General features: G+C 52.1%; 18 protein-coding genes, 2 tRNA genes and 1 other RNA gene. 10 read left to right on the plus strand and 11 right to left on the minus strand.

The window, feature by feature from the left end:
* The first annotated feature begins 11 nt into the window (after window positions 1–11).
* Together punC and cfa are read left to right on the plus strand one after the other, a co-directional pair.
* Entirely contained in the window at window positions 12–1,226 is a 1,215-nt protein-coding gene (punC, locus tag GEAM_RS10175; RefSeq protein ID WP_051899471.1) for a purine nucleoside transporter PunC, read from the plus strand.
* A 363-nt stretch (window positions 1,227–1,589) separates the two neighbouring features.
* A complete protein-coding gene (gene cfa / locus GEAM_RS10180) occupies window positions 1,590–2,741 on the plus strand; it encodes a cyclopropane fatty acyl phospholipid synthase (RefSeq protein ID WP_034791142.1) in 1,152 nt (383 codons plus the stop codon).
* A 74-nt stretch (window positions 2,742–2,815) separates the two neighbouring features.
* Here cfa and GEAM_RS10185 read toward each other — a convergent pair whose 3' ends face one another.
* Window positions 2,816–3,472, minus strand: coding sequence for a riboflavin synthase (locus GEAM_RS10185; protein ID WP_034791143.1), 657 nt, complete (start codon window positions 3,470–3,472; stop codon window positions 2,816–2,818).
* Between the two features lie 379 nt (window positions 3,473–3,851).
* Here GEAM_RS10185 and GEAM_RS10190 point away from each other — a divergent pair, with 379 nt between their 5' ends.
* The 5 genes from GEAM_RS10190 to GEAM_RS10210 all read left to right on the plus strand — a co-directional run bounded on the left by GEAM_RS10190 (window position 3,852) and on the right by GEAM_RS10210 (window position 8,066).
* Entirely contained in the window at window positions 3,852–5,225 is a 1,374-nt protein-coding gene (locus GEAM_RS10190) for an MATE family efflux transporter (protein WP_034791144.1), read from the plus strand.
* Between the two features lie 202 nt (window positions 5,226–5,427).
* Window positions 5,428–5,504, plus strand: a tRNA-Val gene (locus tag GEAM_RS10195).
* A 31-nt stretch (window positions 5,505–5,535) separates the two neighbouring features.
* Window positions 5,536–5,612 (plus strand) — tRNA-Val (locus tag GEAM_RS10200).
* A 510-nt stretch (window positions 5,613–6,122) separates the two neighbouring features.
* Window positions 6,123–7,535, plus strand: a complete 1,413-nt coding sequence (gene pykF / locus GEAM_RS10205) for a pyruvate kinase PykF (RefSeq protein WP_034791145.1) — start codon at window positions 6,123–6,125, stop codon at window positions 7,533–7,535.
* A gap of 294 nt (window positions 7,536–7,829) precedes the next feature.
* Entirely contained in the window at window positions 7,830–8,066 is a 237-nt protein-coding gene (locus GEAM_RS10210) for a major outer membrane lipoprotein (RefSeq protein WP_013576093.1), read from the plus strand.
* Between the two features lie 207 nt (window positions 8,067–8,273).
* On the opposite strand, the gene GEAM_RS10215 is transcribed toward GEAM_RS10210, so the two are convergent.
* The 7 genes from GEAM_RS10215 to sufA form a co-directional block, all read right to left on the minus strand.
* The gene (locus GEAM_RS10215) at window positions 8,274–9,302 is read right to left on the minus strand and encodes a L,D-transpeptidase family protein (protein WP_051899472.1); all 1,029 of its coding nucleotides are present in this window, start codon (window positions 9,300–9,302) and stop codon (window positions 8,274–8,276) included.
* Between the two features lie 283 nt (window positions 9,303–9,585).
* Window positions 9,586–9,999, minus strand: a complete 414-nt coding sequence (gene sufE, locus GEAM_RS10220) for a cysteine desulfuration protein SufE (RefSeq protein WP_034791146.1) — start codon at window positions 9,997–9,999, stop codon at window positions 9,586–9,588.
* A gap of 29 nt (window positions 10,000–10,028) precedes the next feature.
* Complete coding sequence (gene sufS / locus GEAM_RS10225; RefSeq protein WP_034791148.1) at window positions 10,029–11,249, minus strand: cysteine desulfurase SufS; 1,221 nt, start codon at window positions 11,247–11,249, stop codon at window positions 10,029–10,031.
* Window positions 11,249–12,550: a Fe-S cluster assembly protein SufD gene (gene sufD / locus GEAM_RS10230; RefSeq protein ID WP_034791149.1), complete on the minus strand. Its 1,302-nt coding sequence runs from the start codon at window positions 12,548–12,550 to the stop codon at window positions 11,249–11,251. Before sufD ends, sufS begins: the two co-directional genes overlap by 1 nt.
* Window positions 12,525–13,271: a Fe-S cluster assembly ATPase SufC gene (gene sufC, locus GEAM_RS10235; protein WP_034791150.1), complete on the minus strand. Its 747-nt coding sequence runs from the start codon at window positions 13,269–13,271 to the stop codon at window positions 12,525–12,527. Before sufC ends, sufD begins: the two co-directional genes overlap by 26 nt.
* A 173-nt stretch (window positions 13,272–13,444) precedes the next feature.
* A complete protein-coding gene (sufB, locus tag GEAM_RS10240) occupies window positions 13,445–14,968 on the minus strand; it encodes a Fe-S cluster assembly protein SufB (RefSeq protein WP_034791151.1) in 1,524 nt (507 codons plus the stop codon).
* Window positions 14,969–14,998: 30 nt separating this feature from the next.
* Complete coding sequence (gene sufA, locus GEAM_RS10245; RefSeq protein ID WP_034791152.1) at window positions 14,999–15,370, minus strand: Fe-S cluster assembly scaffold SufA; 372 nt, start codon at window positions 15,368–15,370, stop codon at window positions 14,999–15,001.
* A gap of 493 nt (window positions 15,371–15,863) precedes the next feature.
* Between sufA and GEAM_RS10250 the strand changes: the two genes are divergently transcribed.
* Window positions 15,864–16,268, plus strand: a complete 405-nt coding sequence (locus tag GEAM_RS10250) for a hypothetical protein (RefSeq protein WP_034791153.1) — start codon at window positions 15,864–15,866, stop codon at window positions 16,266–16,268.
* 99 nt (window positions 16,269–16,367) lie between these two features.
* Here GEAM_RS10250 and menI read toward each other — a convergent pair whose 3' ends face one another.
* Together menI and ydiJ are read right to left on the minus strand one after the other, a co-directional pair.
* Window positions 16,368–16,784 carry a 1,4-dihydroxy-2-naphthoyl-CoA hydrolase gene (menI, locus tag GEAM_RS10255; RefSeq protein WP_034791154.1) on the minus strand — a complete coding sequence of 139 codons (417 nt, stop codon included), beginning with the start codon at window positions 16,782–16,784 and terminating at the stop codon, window positions 16,368–16,370.
* Window positions 16,785–16,799: 15 nt separating this feature from the next.
* Entirely contained in the window at window positions 16,800–19,856 is a 3,057-nt protein-coding gene (ydiJ, locus tag GEAM_RS10260; protein ID WP_034791155.1) for a D-2-hydroxyglutarate dehydrogenase YdiJ, read from the minus strand.
* Between the two features lie 269 nt (window positions 19,857–20,125).
* On the opposite strand from ydiJ, the gene ydiK reads away from it, so the two are divergent.
* Window positions 20,126–21,223, plus strand: coding sequence for an AI-2E family transporter YdiK (gene ydiK / locus GEAM_RS10265; RefSeq protein WP_034791156.1), 1,098 nt, complete (start codon window positions 20,126–20,128; stop codon window positions 21,221–21,223).
* Between the two features lie 208 nt (window positions 21,224–21,431).
* Window positions 21,432–21,542, plus strand: an RNA gene (gene rprA, locus GEAM_RS22665) — antisense sRNA RprA.
* Window positions 21,543–21,693: 151 nt separating this feature from the next.
* Here rprA and ppsA read toward each other — a convergent pair.
* Window positions 21,694–24,072 (minus strand): phosphoenolpyruvate synthase, encoded by a 2,379-nt coding sequence (ppsA, locus tag GEAM_RS10270; protein ID WP_034791158.1) that lies wholly within the window; start codon window positions 24,070–24,072, stop codon window positions 21,694–21,696.
* Window positions 24,073–24,161 lie beyond the last annotated feature (89 nt).

Below are 24,161 nucleotides of genomic sequence, written 5' to 3' on the forward strand. Positions count from 1 at the left end.
AGAAGAGAAAAATGAAACCCTCCTTTGGATTTATGCTCTACCTCGCCGGGCTGAGTATGCTGGGCTTTTTAGCCACCGATATGTACCTGCCTGCATTCAGCGCAATGCAAACCTCTTTAGTCACCACGCCGGGCCTGATCAGCGCCAGCCTGAGTATCTTCTTGGGCGGCTTTGCTATTGGGCAACTGGTCTGGGGGCCGCTCTCCGACCGTCTGGGTCGCCGACCTGTGTTGATTGCCGGGCTGACGCTGTTCGCGCTGGGCTGCCTCGGCATGCTGTGGGTGGAAAACATTTATCTGCTGCTCGCCCTGCGCTTCCTGCAAGCCATCGGCGTGTGTGCCGCGGCAGTGAGCTGGCAGGCGCTGGTGGTTGACCGCTACTCGTCTGACGTGGCGAAACGCACCTTTGCGACTATCATGCCGCTGGTCGCGCTCTCTCCGGCGCTGGCCCCGCTGCTGGGCGCATGGGTACTCAACCATTTCGACTGGCAGGCTATTTTTGCCTTGCTGTTGGCGGTTGGCGTGCTGCTGCTGGCCTTCTCTTTTGGCATTAAAGAAGCCAAAAAAGCCAGTGATGAGAAAAAAGCGGACAACATCAGCTTCTTCCGCCTGATGGCTTCGCCAGCGTTTAGCGGCAACGTGATGATTTACGCCGCCTGCTCGGCAGGTTTCTTTGCCTGGCTGACGGGTTCGCCATTTATTTTAAGTGATATGGGCTATACGCCGGGAGTGATTGGTCTGAGCTATGTTCCGCAGACGATTGCGTTCTTGGTGGGGGGATTTGGTTGTCGTTTGCTGATCGCCAAAATTGACGGAAACCGCATTCTGCCTTGCCTGCTAGCGGGTTATACCCTGAGCGTCGTGGCACTTTATCTGGTGGCCACCCTGACTCACGCCACGCTCATTACCCTGCTGATCCCCTTCTGTTTGATGGCTTTGGTGAATGGTGCGTGCTATCCAATTGTTGTAGCAAATGCATTAATGTCATTTCCTGCTAATACAGGCAAGGCTGCTGCACTGCAAAATACACTACAATTAGGTTTGTGTTTTGTTGCCAGCCTATTGGTTTCCACTTTTATTGCCCTGCCACTTCTGGCTACGGTGACGGTGATGCTTGGTACCGTCGTCTTGGTTGGATTGGGATTTTTTATGGCCAAAAAAGGGGAACATCAGGCGGCTGCGTCGGCGGTGACTGGCGGAGGTGAATTATCACGAAACGATGCTTAACATGCTAACGGATCGTCATAATTACCCACTGTAACAATCACTTAAAGTATATGCTCGCCCCGCACGATTTATTATTGAGAATGCGGAAAGGCGGGCTTATACTCAATCGAACCTAAAAAAATAACATTTTTCCAAAACTTTTATCACAACTTGTTGTCGATGCGGGGAGTGCATCACACTTTATAAAATGGATTTTTCACCCATAATCTTAGTGGCAGTGGGTGTTCTTCTAATAATTTCCTCTGTTCATAGTCGCATATCAGACAAGGCGGATTAACCGTCTGTTCTCATAATGACCTGCGTAAATTGCCTAATGTTTTCATGGCAGGTTAATAAGTCAGAAGAGAAAGTGATGGAGAAGCTATGAGTTCATCGTGTGTAGAAGACCTGAGTATTCAAGATAATCAATGGTATCGAATCGCCAATGAAATGCTCGGGATGGCCGATATCCAGATTAACGGTACTCGACCTTTTGATATCAAAGTAAAAAATCCTGATTTCTTTAAGCGTGTTTTGCAGGAAGGTTCTTTGGGTCTGGGCGAAAGTTATATGGACGGTTGGTGGGAATGCGAACGTCTCGATATGTTCTTCCAGCGGGTCATTAACGCCGGTCTTGAGAGTAAACTTCCGCGCCATTTTAAAGATACACTCCGCATTGCAGCCGCACGGCTAACCAACCTTCAATCCAGAAAACGCGCCTGGATTGTGGGTAAAGAGCATTATGACTTGGGCAACGACTTGTTCAGCCTAATGCTAGACCCTTATATGCAATATTCCTGCGCATACTGGAAAGAGGCAACGACTCTCGAACAGGCTCAGGAAGCAAAATTAAAAATGATTTGCGATAAGCTGCAATTGAAGCCGGGCATGCGCTTGCTCGACATCGGCTGTGGCTGGGGTGGGCTTTCTGAATTCGCAGCGAAAAATTACGGCGTTAGCGTCGTTGGGGTAACTATTTCGGCTGAGCAACAAAAAATGGCTCAAGAGCGCTGCAAAGGGCTCGACGTCACTATTTTGCTGCAAGACTACCGTGACCTGAACGATCAGTTTGATCGTATTGTGTCCGTGGGCATGTTCGAACACGTGGGTCCGAAGAATTATCAGACTTACTTCAACGTGGCGAAACGCAATATTAAGCCTGACGGTTTATTCCTTCTGCATACGATTGGTTCGAATAAAACCGACCTGAACGTTGATCCGTGGATCGATAAGTACATTTTCCCTAATGGCTGCTTGCCTTCCGTTCAGCAAATCGCGCAAACCAGCGAATCACTGTTTGTGATGGAAGATTGGCACAACATCGGGGCGGATTACGACCGGACGCTGATGGCTTGGTATGAACGTTTCCAGCAGGCGTGGCCTTCTCTGGCAGAACGCTACGGCGATCGCTTCTACAGAATGTTTACCTACTATCTCAACGCCTGTGCCGGGGCATTCCGCGCCCGTGACATTCAGTTGTGGCAGGTGGTATTCAGCGCGCAAGGCGTCGAAGGCGGTATTCGCGTTCCACGCTAAGTGACAGACGAAAAAAAGCCGGACAGTGATGAGCTGCCCGGCTTTTTTATTGCGCTAATTTTATATTTGGCGAATTACTGGTCTTGCTGCTCGGCCAGCGCCTGCGCGGTAGCCATGGCGGCTTCGCGGCTTGCTAACACGCGCTCGACGGTGTCAACAATCGCTTGGGTCTGCGGGTCGATTTCAATATTGATTTTATCGCCCAGACGTTTCGCGCCTAAAGTGGTTCTTTGCAGCGTTTCAGGAATTAAATGCACGCAGAAACGGGTTTTGGTTACTTCGCCGACGGTCAGGCTAATTCCATCAATGCCGATGAAACCTTTATGCAGCACATATTTCATTAAATCTTCGTGCGGCATGCGGAACCAGATTTGACGGTTATTTTCTGAGGTCAAAATTTTCGCCACTTCCGCCGTACAAATAATATGCCCGGACATTAAATGGCCGCCGATTTCATCATCGAAGCGCGCCGCGCGTTCCAAATTCACTTCAGAGCCGGGCTGTAAATCGCCAAGGTTAGTCAGACGAAGCGTCTCTTTAACCAAGTCAAAACTGACCAGATCGCCATTCACTTCGGTCACTGTCAGGCAGCAGCCGTTGTGCGCGACGGATGCGCCCAGCTCTAAGTTGTCCAGCATGTGGGCTGGCATTTTCACTGCGTGGGTGCGGAAATTAGGTTTTTCATCGATGGACACCAGTGTTCCTGTGCCCTGAACAATACCGGTAAACATAGGTCATGCCTCATTAAATGCTTGCTCTCTTATCCGTCAGTTTGCCGCAGAATTGAGGGAAAGCCAAATCAATGAACCTAAAATATCAACCCGATTTAAAAGCGCATTATTTAACTCGACATTCACAGCTTTATTGCTTAAAAAATCTTAAGATGTACAATCTTCGGGCTATTTCCCGCTATTTTAGCGTCATGTTTTTCATGACGTTTTCTAAATTTAATCACTGTCCAACGTGGTTGGAGTTTCGGTAATACAGCACGTAAAGCGCCTTTGGGCTTGTTCCTTAATGAATATTCATAAGGAATATTCCCCTCTCCGGCGTACGGCTCTCGACGCGATAACTTCAGGAACGAAGGATTAACTGTATAAAGGTGTATACGTGCAGAAGTACCTTACAGAAGCGCGTGTCTTATTAGCGCTCGCTGTTCCCGTCATCTTTGCTCAAATTGCGCAGACCGCAATGGGCGTAGTGGACACCATCATGGCTGGCTCGGTCAGCGCAACGGACATGGCTGCAGTGGCCGTCGGTACCTCGATTTGGCTGCCGGCAATTCTATTGGGTCATGGCTTAGTGCTGGCACTTAGCCCGACCGTGGCCCATCTCAACGGGGCCGGGCGACGTGATAAAATCGCCCATCAGGTGCAGCAAGGTTTCTGGCTGGCGGCAGGCGTGTCGGTGCTGATCATGGCCGTCATCTATAACTGCGAGCACATCATCGGCCTGATGCATAACGTCGATGAAGAGCTGAAAGAGAAAGCCATTGGCTACCTGCATGCCATCATGTGGGGCGCGCCGGGCTACCTGTTCTTCCAAGTGCTGCGCGTGCAGTGTGAAGGTTTGTCGAAAACCAAGCCGGGGATGATTTTTGGTTTTGTTGGGCTGATGGTTAACATTCCGCTCAACTATATCTTCATCTATGGTCACTTTGGCGCACCGGCGCTGGGCGGCGTAGGCTGCGGCGTGGCGACAGGCACGGTCTATTGGGTGATGTTCCTGATGATGCGTTACTACGTGAAGCATGCTTACTTCATGAAGGATATCGTTGCGCCGAGCCGTTTTGCCAAGCCAGATTGGGCCACCCTCAAGCGTTTAACCTCGCTGGGCCTGCCGATTGGCCTAGCGCTGTTCTTCGAAGTGACGCTGTTCGCTATCGTCGCCCTGCTGGTTTCTCCGCTGGGCATTGTTGCGGTGGCCAGTCACCAGATAGCCCTGAGCCTCGGCTCGCTGATGTTCGTCATCCCACTCTCTTTGGGCATGGCGACCACCATCCGCGTGGGTTCGCGCTTGGGTGAGTCATCGGTGGAAGGAGCGCGAGTCGCAGCCCGCACCAGTATTTTCACCGGGGTGGTGATTGCCTGCTTCACGGCGTCCCTCTCGGTGATTTTCCGCGAGCAGATCGCCGCGTTGTATAACGACAGCCCGGAGGTAGTAGCCTTGGCCTCTAGCCTGATGCTGCTGGCGGCGGTTTACCAGATTTCCGACGCCATTCAGGTGATCGGCACTGGCGTACTGCGCGGCTATAAAGACACGCGTTCTATCTTCTACATCACCTTTGTCGCTTACTGGGTGTTGGGGCTGCCGATTGGCTACACGCTGGGCTTGACCGACTGGGTCGTGCCGCGAATGGGGCCTAGCGGCTTCTGGTGGGGCTTTATTATCGGCCTGACCTTCGCGGCGGTGATGGTGTCGCTGCGTATTCGCTGGATCCAAAACCAATCTTCATTCGTGATTTTGGATAAAGCGCGCCGATAAGCTGCTTTAACGCACAACTCAACCGCCGGACTCCTGTTTCCTGCGGTTGAGTTGCCAGCATTAATGTTTAAAAAATCAACGCAATGAACATTAGCGCACCACTCAGTCACAATATCGTCGTAAAATGTTTTTTTCCCTTGCCAGTCATCGGGTAGGTCGCTAATATTCGTCCCCGCTGCCGCACTGGCAGACAGAAAACGATGCGTCCGTAGCTCAGTTGGTTAGAGCACCACCTTGACATGGTGGGGGTCGGTGGTTCGAGTCCACTCGGACGCACCAAATTCTGCGTAGTACCTGCTTCATCAGATGTGCGTCCGTAGCTCAGTTGGTTAGAGCACCACCTTGACATGGTGGGGGTCGGTGGTTCGAGTCCACTCGGACGCACCAGATGAACACTCCTTCGCTTTCCAATCTTGCAGTCATTTCTCCTTCGAATTCAAAACCCAATATTTTTCAATTTTAGTTTTAGATCCTATAACCCAAGCTCCTCGCTACGCTTTATCCTGCTCTAAATAGTCCCTATAGTGATTTCTCCCCTGCCCGTTTCGGCGATTTGCGCAACGAACGCCTCTCAGATGCCAGAAGCTTGCGCAGCGTCATGTTTTTTATTTTGTTTCCCGCCGCTTAGCCCCTATAATACGCACCGTCTCTCCGATTGAATGGTTTCAGCCCCTTGATCTGTCGATATCGTACTTATAAAAGCAGCACCTTACCCAAGACGATGAATAATCGTACAGAAAGCCATGCCTTGGCTGAACTTTACACACCATTTCTTCTCCAGTCGCCTACGCTTAATATTGTTTTGAATCAACCAGGCACCACCCAAATTCCTCGTGGGCAGCAGCGCTGCCGGGCGAACATATTCCCAATCCATCACAACTTGTAGATAAAATCGTCATGAAAAAGACCAAAATTGTTTGTACCATCGGCCCGAAAACCGAATCCGAAGAAATGCTGACCAAACTGCTTGATGCAGGCATGAACGTTATGCGTTTGAACTTCTCTCACGGTGATTACGAAGAACACGGTCAGCGCATCAAGAACATCCGCAACGTTATGGCTAAAACTGGCCACAAAGCGGGCATCCTGCTGGACACCAAAGGTCCAGAAATCCGCACCATGAAGCTGGAAGGTGGTAAAGACGCCGCGCTGGTTGCTGGTCAGACTTACACCTTTACTACTGACCAATCCGTGATTGGTAACAGCGAGCGCGTTGCTGTGACTTACGCAGGCTTCGCAGCTGACCTGAAAATCGGCAACACCATTCTGGTTGATGACGGCCTGATCGGCATGGAAGTGACCAACGTCACCGAAACCGAAGTGACCTGTAAAGTGCTGAACAACGGCGACCTGGGCGAAAACAAAGGCGTTAACCTGCCGGGCGTTTCTATCGCGCTGCCAGCTCTGGCTGAAAAAGACAAACGTGACCTGATCTTCGGTTGCGAGCAAAACGTTGATTTCGTTGCGGCTTCTTTCATCCGTAAACGTTCTGACGTGCTGGAAATTCGCGAACACCTGAAAGCACACGGTGGCGAGCACATCCAGATCATCTCTAAAATCGAAAACCAAGAAGGCCTGAACAACTTCGACGAAATCCTCGAAGCTTCTGACGGCATCATGGTTGCTCGTGGCGATCTAGGCGTTGAGATCCCAGTTGAAGAAGTTATCTTCGCGCAGAAGATGATGATCGAGAAATGTAACCGCGCGCGTAAAGTCGTTATCACTGCGACCCAGATGCTCGATTCCATGATCAAAAACCCACGCCCTACTCGTGCAGAAGCTGGCGACGTGGCTAACGCCATCATCGACGGTACTGACGCAGTTATGCTGTCTGGCGAAAGTGCGAAAGGTAAATATCCGCTGGAAGCCGTGACTATCATGGCAACCATCTGTGATCGTACCGACCGCGTGATGCACAGCCGTATCGACGGTCAGAACGAAAACCGCAAACTGCGCATCACCGAAGCCGTTTGCCGTGGTGCTGTTGAAACCGCAGAAAAGCTGGACGCGCCTCTGATTGTTGTCGCAACCAGCGGCGGTAAATCAGCTAAAGCCGTGCGTAAATACTTCCCACACGCCACTATTCTTGCACTGACCACTAACGAAGTGACCGCACGTCAGCTGATCCTGACTAAAGGCGTGATCACTCAGCTGGTCAAAGAAATCGCTTCTACTGACGACTTCTACCGTATCGGTAAAGAAGCGGCGCTGGAAAGCGGTCTGGCTCAGAAAGGTGATGTTGTGGTGATGGTTTCTGGCGCACTGGTTCAGAGCGGCACAACCAATACTGCATCGGTACACGTTGTTTAATTAGAAAAGTGACATCGCTTTGTGCCAAAACGCCGCGTAATGCGGCGTTTTTTATTGGCTGCAATGTAAATAATTAGACAAGACAGTAAAAACAGCTAACAAATAAATGGGACAAGTCTCATGGAATCCGGCTGTTTTCGCTGCATTTTTTAACTTTTTCGCAAAAAAAGATGCTTCTTTGAGCGAACGATCAAAATAAAGCGATTGCGAGCAAAAATTTATTCTCATTAGAAAAAGGTTTGTGTAATACTTGTAACGCTACATGGAGATTAACTTAATCTAGAGGGTTTTATAATGAATCGCACTAAACTGGTACTGGGCGCTGTAATCCTGGCTTCTACTATGCTGGCTGGTTGTTCAAGCAATGCTAAAATCGACCAACTGTCTTCAGACGTTTCTACTCTGAACTCTAAAGTTGACCAACTGAGCAACGACGTGAACGCAATCCGTTCTGACGTTCAAGCAGCTAAAGACGATGCAGCTCGCGCTAACCAACGTCTGGACAACCAAGCTCACGCTTACAAGAAGTAATATTACTTCAATAGTTAAATGGCGCACTCAGTGCGCCATTTTTTTTGCCTGTCATTCAGCATCTCATCACTCCCCTCTTCCCCTTCTGACATTCCCTGTCTACATACCCTTAAAACTCGCTACAGCACCTTCTATCAAACGCACATAAAAAAAGGAGCTGGTATCAGCTCCTTTATATGCAATGCCTCTACGGGCCGTACAGCGCGATTATTGGTTATCGGCGGTTTGGTAAGACTGTGCCTGAGTGATAGCAGCACTTTGCGGCTGAGGCACTTGGGATGCTGGCGCATCTTGCGCTGAGTCAGCATCAGTACCGTGACTCACAATCACCGGCATGCCCGAGCGGCGCTCGATAGCCTGCTTCACCACGTCTTCATTGGTCTCTTTGTTCTTGATGAACTTCTTCTCAGCGGCGGTCAGCACAATCGGCTTGGTCTGCGGATCGTCCTTGTCGGTGTGAGACAGCGGCTGGTGTACTTCAATGTAGCGCTTGCCGTCCGGCTCAACCGCCACTTTGATTGGCTGGTTGATTATCTGCACGCGCGTGCCCTTCGGCACCATGTTGAACAGCGCTTCGATATCATCCGGGCGCAGGCGAATACAGCCCGAGCTGACGCGCATGCCGATACCAAAGTTGGCATTGGTACCGTGGATCAGATACTGCCCGGTGCCTGCGGACAGGCGCATGGCGAACAGCCCCATCGGGTTATCCGGCCCGGCCGGTACCATACCCGGCAGCTTAATGCCGTCTTTCAGATAGGCTTTGCGGATATTGGCGGTTGGCGTCCAAGTGGGATTAGGGATTTTCTGGCTAACCGAGGTGACCATTTCCGGGGTATTACGCCCTAACTGGCCGATACCTATTGGCAACACGATCACCTTGTCCTCCCCTTTCGGGTAGTAATAGAGGCGCAGCTCGGCAAGGTTTACCACAATGCCTTCGCGCTTGGTGTCGGGGAGCAGCATCTGCGATGGAATGGTCAGCACGGTGCCCGGCTTCGGCAGATAAGGGTCAGTGCCCGGGTTGGCTTCCAGCATCCCAATCAAACCAATCTGATATTTGGCGGCTGCCGCCTCGAGTGGTTTGCCATCGTTTGGCACAATGTAGGTGGTGTTCTCACCGATAAGGCGGCTGTTATCCGGCGGCAGTGGATATTCTGCGGCGTTGGCCGCACCGGTTCCGGCGGTTAAATAGCCCGCGAATAACATCCCCATCAGGGGTAATACACGTTTCATACTCATTCCTACTGATGATTATCGTAAGGGTTGAAACCCGATGCCAAGGCAGATGCACAGGCATCAACTTCCTGTTGAGTTTTAATAGTAGCAACGCTAAAAGCAAAGGCAATTAAAACGCTTAAAATCAAAGCGTTACAAAAGCTCGGCGGAATGAGAATTAAGGCGAGAGAAGCGTTTTAAGCAGCTGAATTATCAGAATTAAATGGCACGGTGGGATGAGACAGGGGAAGAAATAACGTTGCTCATTAGCAGAACATTCCTAACGAGCAACGTGTCGTGATTAGCTCAATTGCTGGGCATTAGCACGAATAGCGCGGATCATCGCTTCCAGCCCTTGCGAGCGTGAAGGCGTAAGATGCTGGCTCAACTCAAGGGCGGTGAAGAACGGACGCACGTCCAACTCCACCACTTCCTGCGCGGTCAGACCTTGATAAAGGCTGAAGACAATCGCCAACAGGCCTTTAACGATAGCGGCATCGCTGTCACCCGCAAAACTCAGCTCACCCGCCTCGTTAGTCTGCATCACAATCCAGACTTGGCTTTGACAGCCGGAGATCAGGTTTTTATCTTGGCGATGTTCATCGGCAAGCGCGGGTAACTGGCCACCCAGTTCAATCACGTACAGGTATTTCTCTTCCCAGTTCGGGCACCGGGAAAAGTTTTTCACTAATTTGTCTTTATCTGGCAAAGCCATAAAAATAGATCCTGATAATAGACTGCGGGTTAACCCAGCAGACGATGAATGCGTTGCAGCCCTGCGACCAAGCGATCGACTTCTTCGCGAGTATTGTACATGGCGAGCGACGCCCGGCACATGGCCGGCACACCGTAAAATGACATCAATGGCATGGCGCAGTGGTGACCGGTACGGATAGCGATACCATATTGGTCAAGGAAGCTGCCGACATCATAGGCGTGGTGCTTGCCTAAGTTGAAAGCAATCACGCCAGAGCGAATTGCCGGGCCATAGATGACAATATCAGGGATCTGAGCCATAGCTTCGAGTGCGTAACTCATCAGCGACTGCTCGTAATCATGGATCTCGGCAATGCCAAGGTCAGTGACGTAGCTCATCGCCGCGCCCAACCCCATGATGCCAGCCGTGTTTGGCGTACCCGCCTCAAAGCGCCAAGGCGCTGCAGCAAAGGTGGTGCCTTCGGTCAGGCTGACGTGTTTGATCATCGAGCCGCCGCCTTCCCAAGGTGGCATTTGATCCAGCAAGGCTTTCTTGCCATACAAAATACCGATGCCGGAAGGCCCGTAGAGCTTGTGACCCGACCAGACATAGAAGTCGCAATCCAGCGCCTGCACGTCCACGGTGTGGTGCATCACGGCCTGCGCGCCATCAACCAATACCGTCAACCCGGCGGCTTTAGCCTGAGGAATGATGGTTTCGATTGGGTTCACCGTGCCGAGCACGTTGGACACGTGGGCCAGCGCCAGCAGCTTGGTGCGCGGGGTGATCAAGGTTTCCAGTTCAGACAGGTCTAGCTCGCCGTTTGGCGTTAAGTGCCAGACGTCGATATGCAGGTCACGCTCTTTCGCCAGCATCTGCCATGGAACGATGTTCGCATGGTGCTCCATCTCAGTGATGATGATGCGATCGCCAGCGTGCAGCAACGCGCGGCCAAAGGTGTTAGCAACCAGATTAATGGCTTCGGTCGAACCTTTGACGAACACAATCTCTTCGGCAGAAACCGCATTGATGAACTCTGCCGCTTGCTGGCGGACATTTTCCATCTGCTCGGTGGCTTCAGCGCTTAAGGTATGAATGCCGCGGTGAACCGCGGCATAGCCATGCTGGTAGAATTCAAGCTCGCGCTCAATAACCTGACGGGGTTTCTGCGCGCTGGCCGCGCTATCAAGGTAGGCCAGCGGCTGGCCGTTAACTTCACGGCTCAGCAGAGGGAAATCGTTACGCACTCTTTCCAGTGGAAAACTCATTACTCACCTCGATTTAGTCGGCCAGCAATACGGGCAATGACTACATCGCGCAGGGTTTCGTTTTCGATGGCTTCGGTCAATTCCGCCGCAAAAGCAAAGATAATCATATGCTGTGCGTCCTGCCCGCTGATACCACGCGCGCGCAGGTAGAAAAGCTGTTCGTCATCGATACGGCCCACTGTCGCACCGTGGCTACATTTCACATCATCGGCATAAATTTCTAACTGTGGTTTGGTGTCCACTTCAGCCTGTTTGCTCAGCAGCAGGTTGTTGTTGGTCATCTTACCGTCAGTTTTCAGCGCGTGTTTTGCCACTTTAATCATGCCGTTAAACACGGCCTTGGCGCGGTCACGCACGATCACTTTATGCAGCTGATTGCTGTTGCAATAGCCTTTGTTGTGTTCGAGATAAGTACGGGTATCGGCAATTTCTGCGTCAACCGGCAATACCAGACTGTTGATGTCCAGATTGCTGTTTTCACCGTTAAGCTGCGCGCTGGTGTTGTTACGGGTCAGGCCCGCACCCAGCAAGAAGCTGTGGCTTGCAACGCGGGCGTCACGACCAATCACTAAATCATTGTGCGAGAAGTGGAAGCTCGCCTGGCTTTCAAAGGCCAGTTTGTAGTGAGTGAAGTCCGCGTTGTCGCCAACGTTGACGGTCATACGTGAGCCGGTGAAATGACCTTTGTCACTCAGGCTGACGTAGTGCTCGATCACTTCAGCATTGGCGCCGCTTTCAATCGCCAAGTGGTAGCGATGGTGAACGGTATTAATCTCACGAGCCTGTTCGCGACCACTGCTGACGTGCAGCAAATAGAGTGGTTTCTCAGCTTGTTTACCGGCAGGTAAACGCACAGACAGGCCGTCTTGCGCCAGACTTTCGGTCAGGTGCAGGAAGACTTCTGACTCAATCGGCTCAGGCAGAGTCTGCTGAACGGAAGGACTCAGTTTTTCGATTTCAAACGCGCCGGTTTGCACGTCGCTGAGGTCGGCGTCAAAGCGACCATCAACGAACACCAGACGGTAAGCATCCAGCGGCAAAGCCAGAGCCTTCAACTCTTCTGCGCTCAACGCCTGTGGCTGCGGAGCAAAGAATTGATTACCGAGCAAAGATGAAACCGGAGTGTACTTCCAGTTTTCAAGTTTGGCGTGCGGGAAACCTATACGCAGAACTTGCTGCCAGTGCGCATGCGCGTGGGCAGAGTTCTCGCCGCCTGCGCTTTCGAACAGGCGATACAACTGTTGCATGGCGTGCGAACTGCCCGCCGCAGGTACATTACTCTTGGTCTGTAAGCCAGCCATAACCCTGCTCCTCTAACTGTTTAACCAAGGTAAAATCGCCGGATTTAACAATGCGGCCCTGCCACAAAACGTGCACGTAGTCAGGCTTGATGTAGTCGAGGATACGCTGGTAGTGGGTCACGATAACGAATGAACGTTTGCCGTCACGCAGGCTGTTAACGCCGTCAGAAACAATTTTCAGCGCGTCGATATCCAGACCTGAGTCGGTTTCATCAAGAATGCACAGATTTGGCTCAAGAGCCGCCATCTGCAGGATATCGTTACGTTTTTTCTCACCGCCGGAGAAGCCGACGTTGACAGAACGGGTCAGCAAATCTTCTGGCATTTTCAGCATGGAGATTTTTTCTTCGATGAAATCAGCGAAGTCAAAACGGTCCATTGGTGCCTGACCGCGGTACTTGCGTACGGCGTTAACGGCAGTTTGCAGGAAGAAGTGGTTGGTGACGCCAGGGATCTCAACCGGGTACTGGAAGGCCATGAATACGCCCTCGCCTGCCCGCTCTTCTGGGTCTAGGTCCAGCAGGTCTTTACCGTTGAATTCAACAGTACCGTCGGTGACTTCGTAGTCCTCGCGTCCGGCCAGCGTCGCGGAAAGCGTACTTTTACCGGAGCCGTTCGGGCCCATAATAGCGTGCACTTCCCCTGGTTTGATCTCGAGATCAAGCCCTTTAAGAATTTCCTTTTCTTCGACACGGACTTTTAAATTCTTGATGCTTAACATACGTATCCTTGAGTTTGCGCCTGCGCGCTCATAATTCTGTGGTTCTTTCACTGGTTCAGTCGTTCAATTTCCAGCGCTCGTCTAAATCGTCTTCTCACGGGAAAGAAGTGGGTGGACGAGCGGGAAAAGCGTCAGTTCTCTTTATATAGCGTTGTTATATAAGAGAAAGAGAATCACCCGACGCTGTGCTCAAGGCTGATGGCCAGAAGCTTCTGGGCCTCAACGGCAAACTCCAGCGGCAGCTCAGAGAAGACATCCTTACAGAAGCCGTTAACAATCATCGAAATCGCATCGTCTTCGCTGATACCGCGTTGTAAGCAGTAGAACAGCTGGTCGTCGCCGATTTTCGACGTTGTTGCTTCGTGCTCAAGCTGGGCAGTGTTGTTGCGCACTTCCACATAAGGGAAAGTATGCGCGGCACTGTCTGGGCCGATAAGCATGGAGTCACACTGAGTAAAGTTACGGGCATTCTCAGCCGTTGGCAGAATCTTCACCAGACCGCGATAGCTGTTCTGGCTGTGACCGGCAGAGATACCTTTAGAGATAATGGTCGACTTGGTGTTTTTACCAATGTGGATCATTTTGGTACCGGTATCGGCCTGCTGCTTACCGCTGGTCAGCGCGACAGAGAAGAATTCACCGATTGAGTTATCCCCTTTGAGGATAACGCTCGGGTATTTCCACGTGATCGCGGAGCCAGTTTCAGACTGAGTCCAGGACATTTTTGAACCTGAACCTTCACACAGTGCGCGTTTGGTCACGAAGTTCAGTATCCCGCCGCTGCTGTCTTTGCTGCCGGAGAACCAGTTCTGCACGGTGGAATATTTCACTTCTGCATCTTTGTGCAGAATGACTTCAACCACCGCCGCGTGCAGCTGATAGGTGTCGCGCACCGGGGCAGAACAACCCTCGATGTAGCTCACGTAGCTGCCTTCGTCGGCAATCAGAATGGTACGTTCGAACTGACCGGTTTTCGCCGCGTTAATACGGAAATAGGTGGACAGCTCCATCGGGCAGCGCACGCCTTTTGGTACATAAACAAAAGTACCGTCAGAGGCCACGGCGGCATTCAGTGCAGCAAAGAAGTTATCTTGCGCAGGCACCACGGTACCGAGGTACTTGCGCACCAAGTCCGGGTATTCATGAATGGCTTCGCCGAAGGAGCAGAAAATCACGCCGGATTCAGACAGTTTTTCACGGTAAGTGGTGGAGACGGAAACGGAGTCGAAAATTGCATCGACCGCCACTTCTTTGCCTTCACGAACCGGAACACCGAGCTGTTCGAACGCTTTTTCGACTTCGCTGGTCAGGTAATTTTTGCCGTCAACTGCAGGCACGCCCAGCGAATCCGCTGGAGGCTGCTGCGTGGCACCCGGCTGAGAACCACAGGTATCATCACAGCTGCCGCAGGAAGGTGCGGAGTAGTAGCTGTAATCCTGATAGTCGAGCGGCGTGTAATACGCTTTCAACCAGTGTGGCTCTTCCATTTTCAGCCAAGCATGATAAGCCTGCAGACGGAACTCCAGCATCCACTCAGGCTCATTGCGCTTCGCGGAAATGGCACGCACCACATCTTCGTTGATGCCAGATGCTAATTCATCGGTTGCCAGCTGAGTGAAGAAGCCTTCCTTGTATTTCGTCTCCTCGCCGACCCAAGACTGCACATTGTCTGGAATTTCTACGTTGCTTCGTGACATGTTGGTTACATCGCTTCGTTTACAATAATGTTAGACACCAAAGCTCTCGCCACAGCCGCAGGCGTGTTGAGCTTTAGGATTATTGAATTTAAATATCTGATTCAGTCCTTCGCGGACGAAATCCACCTCGGTGCCATCAATGAAAGGCATTGCCTTCAGCGGGATGAACAACTTGGCACCATCGTGTTCAAACACCAGATCATCGCCGGCTGGCTGTTTAGTCAGATCAAGGACATACGCGAAACCCGCGCAACCCGACTGCTTCACAGAGAGCTGTAGCCCTTTAACTTCTGGATCTTGGTTGATTAGCGTCTTGACCTGCTTAGCCGCAGAGTCAGTCAACGTCACACCTTTCCAAACATTCTCATCTAAAGAGAACGTGCCGACTGTTTCAGTTTGCATCTGTCCTACCTCATCGTTTCAGGGTCATAGACAAGACCTATTGTGCCTATTCTAGTGATAACAGGTATCACTTCAACCTCTTGTTTTAAGAGGGTATAGCGATTTAGCGCGAGGAACTTCACTCTACGCAGCCGCTTTCCAAGGCTGGCCGCTGGCGGGTCTTCAACACCGCGACCATCAACTAATTGAATAAGTTGTCAATTTTTTGTTAAAAAAAACCAAACTGCCGATTTTCAATATAAAAAATAATGTTCCTGATAACTATTATAAAACATTCATCGGAAATACCTATTTATGAATTCGTTCTTTTATAGTCAGGAAATGCCTTTTTTCGCCCCTATTTCCGCAGTTTTCACAGGGGTATTGCGGATTTTTATGGCTAATAAATTGACCAATAAAAAATCCCGTTGGCTAATTGATCACTCGCCGCTTTGCAAATATGATAAGTTCCACTTTGATAATGGTTATCATTCACAAAACTGGACTGCTGCTAATGACTCAATCGGTTAATGCATGGCTGCAAACTAAAATCGACGAATACAAATTCAGCGTGCGTGATGCCACGGTAGATTTTTATATGGCGGAAGCCGCGCTGCAAAGAGTGGATGCCGAAATCAGCCAGCTCAAGCGCTTCAACAGTATCTGTCTGGACATGGCGAACATGTGCCTGCAAAACGGTGATGATCACAGCTACCTTCACGCGCTGTGTAAATTACATAACCGGCTTATTTTAGAAATAAATACCGCTCACCGTAATGAGCTATTCCGCGTGCAGAGTTATCACTTTGCCCGCCATACGTTAAAACTGATTTGTCACTATTATGCCATGATGGGCATCTGGGACAAAGCGACAGCCTTTCAAACTGACTTTGTAAAACGCGTCCCCTTTCAGCTTTAGCGTCAATTCAATCAATTAGCGCCTCGGCTTGCCGCAAATAAAAAGGCAGACATAGCGAAATATGTCTGCCTGATGCACATCTATTAACATTTCAGTCGATCAATCGATGATCATCGTGGTCAACCGCGAGATGCAGCACAGCCTCTCCTGCTCATCGAAAATCTCAATCTGCCACACCTGATTGCGTCTGCCGGTGTGCAGCGCGCGGCACACGCCCTTCACCCTGCCCTTAGTAGCCGAGCGCAGATGGTTGGCATTGATCTCGACTCCCACCACTTTCTGCTCGCCCTCACTACACAGGTAGCCCGCCATAGACCCCATCGACTCCGCCAGCACCACCGAAGCGCCGCCGTGCAACAGGCCGAACGGCTGGGTGGTTCTTTGGTCAACGGGCATGGTGGCCTCGAGGTGGTCATCCGCCAGCAGCGTAAACTCAATGCCCACGTGTCCAACCATACAGCCCTGCCCGCTGGCGTTTAGCGCCTCAAGGGTGGTTTGCCGTTTCCAAAATGTCATAGCGTCTCCTGTCCGTTAGGGGATCATTTCCAACAAGGCTTGCAATGGATGGCGCAGCCCATTGCCTTCGATACGTTTTACCTGACTGCGGCACGAGTAGCCGGTCGCCAGACAGCGCTGACGCGGCAAACGCTGTAAGGATTGATGCCAGGACAGCTCGTAAATACCCAGTGAGTTCTGGATGTTCTTGCTCTCATGGCCGTAAGTCCCGGCCATGCCGCAACAGCCGACGCTGACATTTTCCAACTTAGCGCCGTAGCGGGCAAAAATGTCCCCCCACTGCTTGCCGCTGGTTGGCAGCGCCGTGCTTTCAGTACAGTGGCCGAACAGATACCAAGACTCGCCGCTTTGCTGCTGCTCCGGGCGGTCGGCCAGTAAGGCACTCAGCCACTCGTGAACGAGCTGTACTTCAAAGGATCCGCGCGCTTCGCCAAGGATCTCTTTGTATTCATCGCGATAGCAAAGCACCAAGGCGGGATCGACGCCCACCAGCGGCATGCCCAGCTGCGCCACGCGGTTAAGGAACACCGAGGTTTTCTTGGCGGTTTTAGCAAAACGCTGCAAAAAGCCTTTGATGTGCTGCGCCTTGCCGTTCGGCGAGAATGGCAACAACACCGGTTTCAAGCCTAGCTTCTCCACCAGCCGCACGAAGTCGGCCACCACCTGTGCGTCGTAGTAGCTGGTGAAAGGGTCCTGCACAATCAACACGTACTGGCTGCGCTGGGCAGGGTTGATTTTCTCCAACTGCTCCAGCGTCATGGTAGTGGCACTGTGGCCCAGCAGCTGCTGGCGCAGGGTTGGCGTGGATAATAAAGGAAGGTCAACCATGCCGATGCTTTTGCGGCTCATCTCCCGCACCCACGGCTGGCTAAAGAAGAAGTTGAACACCTTCGGCGCTTTCGCCATCAGCGGCGTGTAGCTTTCCACGCCAGCTACCAGATGATCGCGCATTGGGCGCAAATAGCGGGTGTGGTAGAGCTGCAAGAAGCGCGAGCGGAAGCCCGGCACGTCGATTTTTATCGGGCACTGGGTGGAGCAGGCTTTGCAGGCCAGACAGCCGGACATCGCCTCTTTCACTTCATGGGAGAAGTCATACTCGCCTTTATTGGCATGCCAGGTGTTGCGCGTCCGGTCGATAAGCCCGCGGAAGCTCACTCCTTGCTGAGGCAAGGCGTTTTCCAGCGCCAGCGGGTCGACGCCCTGCTCTGCCAGCAGGCGCAGCCATTCGCGCACCAGCCCCGCACGGCCTTTCGGCGAGTGAATGCGGCTACCGGTAATTTTCATCGACGGGCACATTGGGCTTTTCACATCGAAGTTAAAGCACAGGCCGTTACCGTTACACTCCATCGCCCCACGGAAGGACTGGCGGACCTCAAGAGGGATGCGTCGATCAAAAGTGCCGCGCTTGACCGCGTCTACTTTCATCATTGGCTCGTCGTCGTCCAATGGCGCGCAAATCTTGCCGGGGTTAAGCCGATTGTCCGGGTCGAACACCGATTTAATGCGGCGCAGCTCGTGGAACAGCTCCTCGCCGAAGAAGGCCGGGCTGTATTCAGCGCGGAAGCCTTTACCATGCTCGCCCCACAGCAGGCCGCCGTATTTGGCAGTTAAGGCCACCACTTGGTCGGAAATCTGCTTCAGCAGGACTTCTTGTTGCGGGTCACACATATCCAGAGCCGGGCGGACGTGAAGCACCCCGGCGTCGACGTGGCCGAACATGCCGTAACTCAGATTATGGCTGTCGAGCAGTGCGCGGAATTCAACAATGTAGTCCGCCAGATGCTGCGGCGGCACGCAGGTGTCTTCAGCAAACGGCAGCGGCTTGGCCTGCCCTTTGGCGTTACCCAGCAGGCCCACGGCCTTTTTGCGCATATTATAGATACGCTCAATGCCCGGCAGGTCGGCGCAAATCTGATAGCCAATCACCCCGGCCTCGCCGTCGCTGATTAAGCTGTCGAGGCGTTCGCAAAGCGCTTCAACCTGACGTTCTATCAGCACGCCGTCATCACCGGCGAACTCGACGATATTCAGCCCCTGCATGTCTTTACCGGGAACATCGGTAATGTAGTCACGCACGGTGTGCCAGACGATATCTTCCCGCGCCAGATTGAGCACTTTGGAGTCGACGGTTTCCACCGACAAGGCGTTGGCCTCGACCATCAGTGGCGCATTGCGCAGCGCAGAGTTGAAAGAGTCATACATAATATTGACCAAACGGCGCACTTTCGGGATTGGCGTGATGTTCAGCCGCGCTTCGGTAATAAAGGCCAGCGAACCTTCTGAACCCGTGAGGATGCGAGTCAGGTTGAAGTTTTGCAGGTCGTCGCTCAATACGTGGCGCAGGTCATAACCGGTGAGGAAACGGTTAAGTTTAGGGAATTTTTCGATAACCAGCGCGCGGTTGTCGCGACAGCTGTCCAGCACGGTGCGATAAATCCGGCCGATCACCGAATCCTCTTCGCCCAGCTTGTCAGCCAGCGCCGTCGGCATGGAGGTGGTATCAAGCATCTCGCCACCAATCACAATCGCCCGCAGCCCGAGAACGTGATCTGAGGTTTTGCCATAGACCAATGAACCCTGCCCCGAGGCATCGGTGTTGATCATGCCGCCCAGCGTCGCGCGGTTACTGGTGGAGAGTTCTGGAGAGAAGAAATAGCCGAGGGGGCGCAAATAGTCATTGAGCTGGTCTTTAATCACCCCAGCTTCAACCTTCACCCAGCCCTGCTCGACGTTAACGTCAAGGATGCGGTTCATATGACGGGACATATCAACCACAATTCCTCGGTTTAACGATTGCCCGTTGGTGCCAGTACCGCCACCGCGCGGGGTGAATACCAGAGATTTGAAGCGCTCCTGCCCTGCGAGGCGCGCCAGCAAGGCCACGTCAGAGGTCGCCATCGGGAACAGCACGGCATCCGGCAGCAGCTGATAGACGCTATTGTCGGTCGCCATGGTCAATCTATCGGCGTAAGTGGTGGTCACATCGCCGGTGAACCCGTCTTTTTTTAACGCTTCCAAAAAATCGAGCACCAGTTGAATGACGCCGGGTGCCTGTGAAATCTGTGGGATCATTTATTTCGACTCTATTTTGTTGTTGTTTGCCGGGCCCTGTTCATTACCCAACATAAAAACTAACATACTTCGTTTTCAAGCGCTTCGTCTGCGTAAGGTTGACTATAATCATCCACCGATAGCGGTTGCGCGGACAGATGTCTGGCGCAACAAAAAGTGCGATCTATTGTCCAAAGCTGGAGAAATGCTCCATGCTTATCCAGTTATGCAAAGCAGTACTTGTCCGTAATATGTGGGCTTAAGCCTTGTTTTTACTATGAGAACCAAGAATGAATCTCCCGATGAAGCGTTATGATTTACCTCAAATTATGTTTGGGGTGTTGTTTATTGCTCTGATGACGGTGGCCAGTATTTGGGTTGTTCAACCCTTTATTTTAGGCTTTGCTTGGGCTGGCATGGTGGTTATCGCCACTTGGCCGTTAATGATCAAATTGCAAAAATTGCTCTGGGGTAAGCGTTTTCTGGCGGTGATAGTGATGACACTGCTGTTAATTCTACTTTTCGTTTTACCTATTGCCCTGCTGGTAAGCAGCGCGATTGAAAATGGTACACCGCTGGTGCAGCTCGCCAGTAACCCTTCAAGTCTGCATATGCCGGACTTCAAATGGTTGCAGGCTATCCCACTGGTGGGACACAAGCTGTATAGCGGCTGGCACTCGCTGATTAACGGCGGCGGCAGCGCCTTGATGGGCAAGGTCCAGCCGTATGTCGGCCAGACTGCCTCGTGGTTTGTGACTCAGGCCGGGCATTTGGGTCGCTTTATCGTCCACTGTTCTCTGATGCTGTTGTTCAGCGCCCTGCTTTATAGCCGTGGCGAACAGGTTGGCATGGGCATCCGCCACTTTGCTATCCGTCTGGCAGCCGATCGCGGCGACGCGGCGGTTATCCTTGCCGGTCAAGCTATCCGCGCCGTGGCGCTGGGCGTAGTGGTAACCGCGATTGTGCAGTCCGTGTTGGGCGGCATTGGTTTAGCCATCGCCGGTATTCCTTACGCGACCGTGCTGACCGTGGTGATGTTTGTCTGCTGCGTGGCGCAAATCGGGCCACTGCTGGTGCTGATCCCGGCCATAGTCTGGCTGTACTGGACCGGCGATAACACCTGGGGCACCGTGCTGCTGGTGTGGAGCTGCGTTGTAGGTTCACTGGACAACGTGCTGCGCCCGGTTCTGATTCGCATGGGCGCGGATTTGCCAATGCTGCTGATCCTCTCAGGGGTTATCGGTGGCTTGTTCGCCTTCGGCATGATTGGTCTGTTTATCGGCCCGGTGGTTCTGGCCGTCTCTTATCGCCTGATTTCCTTATGGGTTAATGAAGCGCCAGAACCTGAGAAAAATGTTGAGCAAGTGGTTAAAGCGCTCGACGAGTAATCGCTAAGAACGCCGTCTGCATGCGCTTTTCACCCGCGTTGTGCAGGCGGCATTTTCACTTCGCAAATCCCTCCGCAATAAAACTTCCCCACAGTTTTCCTTTTGAATTTTCTTCATACATAAACCCGGTTAATTAGTTAACTATCGAAATAATTACTATTAAGAGTATTCTTACAGACTGAAAGGCTGGGCAACCCTAGTATTATTAACAGTTTGGATTTCAACCTCCTGATTTATATGCAAGCTTTCCCCTAGCTGGCATAAAACAAAATTGCTGTGTGTAGTCTTTGCCTGTCTCCAATGACGGGCCTTTTTTTGTCCAAAATTCAGCAAATCGTATAAAAAAAGCCCACTGCTATTATCCTCTTCGTAGGCTCCTCCACGCGCATTTCTCGCCGTGTCGCCATGAAAAAAGCCGTGGCTTGAAGACCACGGCTTTTGCAGTTTATTGGCTCAGCAATTACTGCCGATTATTTCTTTTCTGCCAGCGCTAGCCAGGTTTGCACCACGGTGTCAGGGTTCAGGGACAGGCTGTCAATTCCCTCGTCCATCAACCATTGAGCGAAGTCCTGATGGTCAGAAGGTCCCTGCCCGCAGATACCCACGTATTTGCCCTGTTTCTTGGCGGCTTTAATCGCCATCGACAGCAGCGCTTTCACCGCCTCGTTGCGCTCGTCAAAGAGTTCAGACACCACGCCAGAATCTCGGTCAAGGCCCAACGTCAGCTGAGTCATGTCGTTTGAACCGATGGAGAAGCCGTCGAAGTGCTCGAGGAACTGCTCCGCCAGCAAGGCGTTGGAAGGGATCTCACACATCATGATCACTTTCAGGCCATTTTCGCCACGTTTCAGCCCTTGGCGCGCCAACTCGGCCACCACTGCTTCAGCCTGCGCCACGGTACGCACAAACGGGATCATCACTTCAACGTTGGTGAGATCCATGTCGTTACGCACCCGCTTCATGGCTTCACACTCGAGAGCGAAGCAGTCGCGGAAGTTGTCCGACACATAGCGGCCCGCTCCACGGAAGCCCAGCATCGGGTTCTCTTCGTGCGGCTCGTACTTCTCACCGCCGACCAGATTGGCGTATTCGTTAGACTTAAAGTCTGACAGACGCACAATCACGCGTTTCGGCCAGAATGCCGCGCCAAGCGTGGCGATCCCTTCGGTCAAACGCGCCACGTAGTACTCACGCGGGCTGTCATAACCCTGAATAAGCTTGCTGATCTCTTCCTGCAACGCTGGTTCCTGCTGGTCGAACTCCAGCAAGGCTTTTGGATGCACGCCAATCATACGGTTGATGATGAACTCAAGACGCGCCAGACCTACACCTTCATTCGGCAGGCAGGCAAAGTCGAAAGCACGGTCAGGGTTACCGATATTCATCATAATTTTCAGCGGCAGCTCTGGTAGTTCGTTCACTTCCGAACTCTGCACGCTGAAGTCCAGCTCATCTTCGTAGACATAGCCAGTGTCGCCTTCGGAGCAAGATACCGTGACCTTCTGGTTCTCTTTCAGCTTCTCAGTGGCATCGCCACAGCCAACCACCGCCGGAATACCCAGCTCGCGGGCAATGATCGCCGCGTGACAGGTGCGTCCGCCGCGATTGGTGACGATAGCCGAGGCTTTCTTCATGATCGGTTCCCAATCCGGGTCGGTCATGTCGGTTACCAAGATGTCACCGGCTTTAACATGGTGCATTTCGCTGATGTCATGGATGATTTTCACCGGACCCGCGCCAATGCGGTGGCCGATAGCACGCCCTTCCACCAGCACCTTGCTGCTGCCATTGAGCTGGTAGCGCTCCATCACCTGCCCGTTAGAACGTACTGTCTCTGGACGAGCCTGCACGATGTAGAGTTTGTTGTTGTGACCATCTTTGGCCCACTCGATGTCCATCGGGCGGCCGTAGTGTTTTTCAATTAATAACGCCTGCTGGGCCAGCGCCTGAATCTCTTCGTCGGTCAGTGAGAAGCGATCGCTGAGTTCAGCCGGTACATCTTCAATCTGTACCTGCTTGCCGTGCTCTTGGCTGTCGGCGTAAACCATGCGGATCTTTTTCGACCCCATGGTGCGGCGCACGATAGCCGGTTTATTTTTGGCAAGCGTCGGCTTATGGACATAGAACTCGTCAGGGTTAACCGCCCCCTGCACCACCATTTCACCCAACCCGTAGGCGGAAGTAATGAACACCACCTGATCGAAACCGGACTCGGTATCAATGGTGAACATCACGCCTGCCGCAGCCAAGTCAGAACGCACCATGCGCTGAACCCCGGCGGAGAGCGCCACGCCGCGATGGTCATAGCCCTGATGTACGCGATAAGAGATCGCGCGGTCATTAAATAAAGAAGCGTACACGTGCTTGATGGCCGTCAAAATGGCATCAAAGCCCTGTACGTTAAGGAAGGTTTCCTGTTGGCCAGCAAACGACGCGTCTGGCATATCTTCGGCGGTGGCGGAGGAGCGCACGGCGAAAGAGGCATCTTTTTCACCTTCAGACAGCTGCTGATAGGCTTGGCGGATATCTTTTTCCAACTCAGGCTGGAAAGGTGTTTCGACAATCCATTGACGAATCTGCGTGCCGGCTTTGGTCAACTGGGCGATGTCATCCACATCAATGCTGTCGAGCAAATCGTGGATACGCGTGTTGACGCCGCTCTGGTCCAAGAAGTCATTAAAGGCTTTTGAACTGGTCGCGAAGCCATTAGGTACGGATACACCCAAATCAGACAGATTGGTGATCATTTCCCCTAAGGACGCATTCTTACCCCCGACCTTGTCAACGTCGTTCATACCTAACTGGTTGTACCAGATAACATTGCGTAAATCGGGTTCTAGATTGGCCATGAAACAATCCTTTCTTAATTTCAATAGGCTGCTGGCGAATAAGCAGACTAATAGTTGATGTACGGAAATTGGCGTATTACTGAAAAACG

It is taken from the genome of Ewingella americana ATCC 33852, assembly GCF_000735345.1.
Lineage (GTDB): Bacteria > Pseudomonadota > Gammaproteobacteria > Enterobacterales > Enterobacteriaceae > Ewingella > Ewingella americana.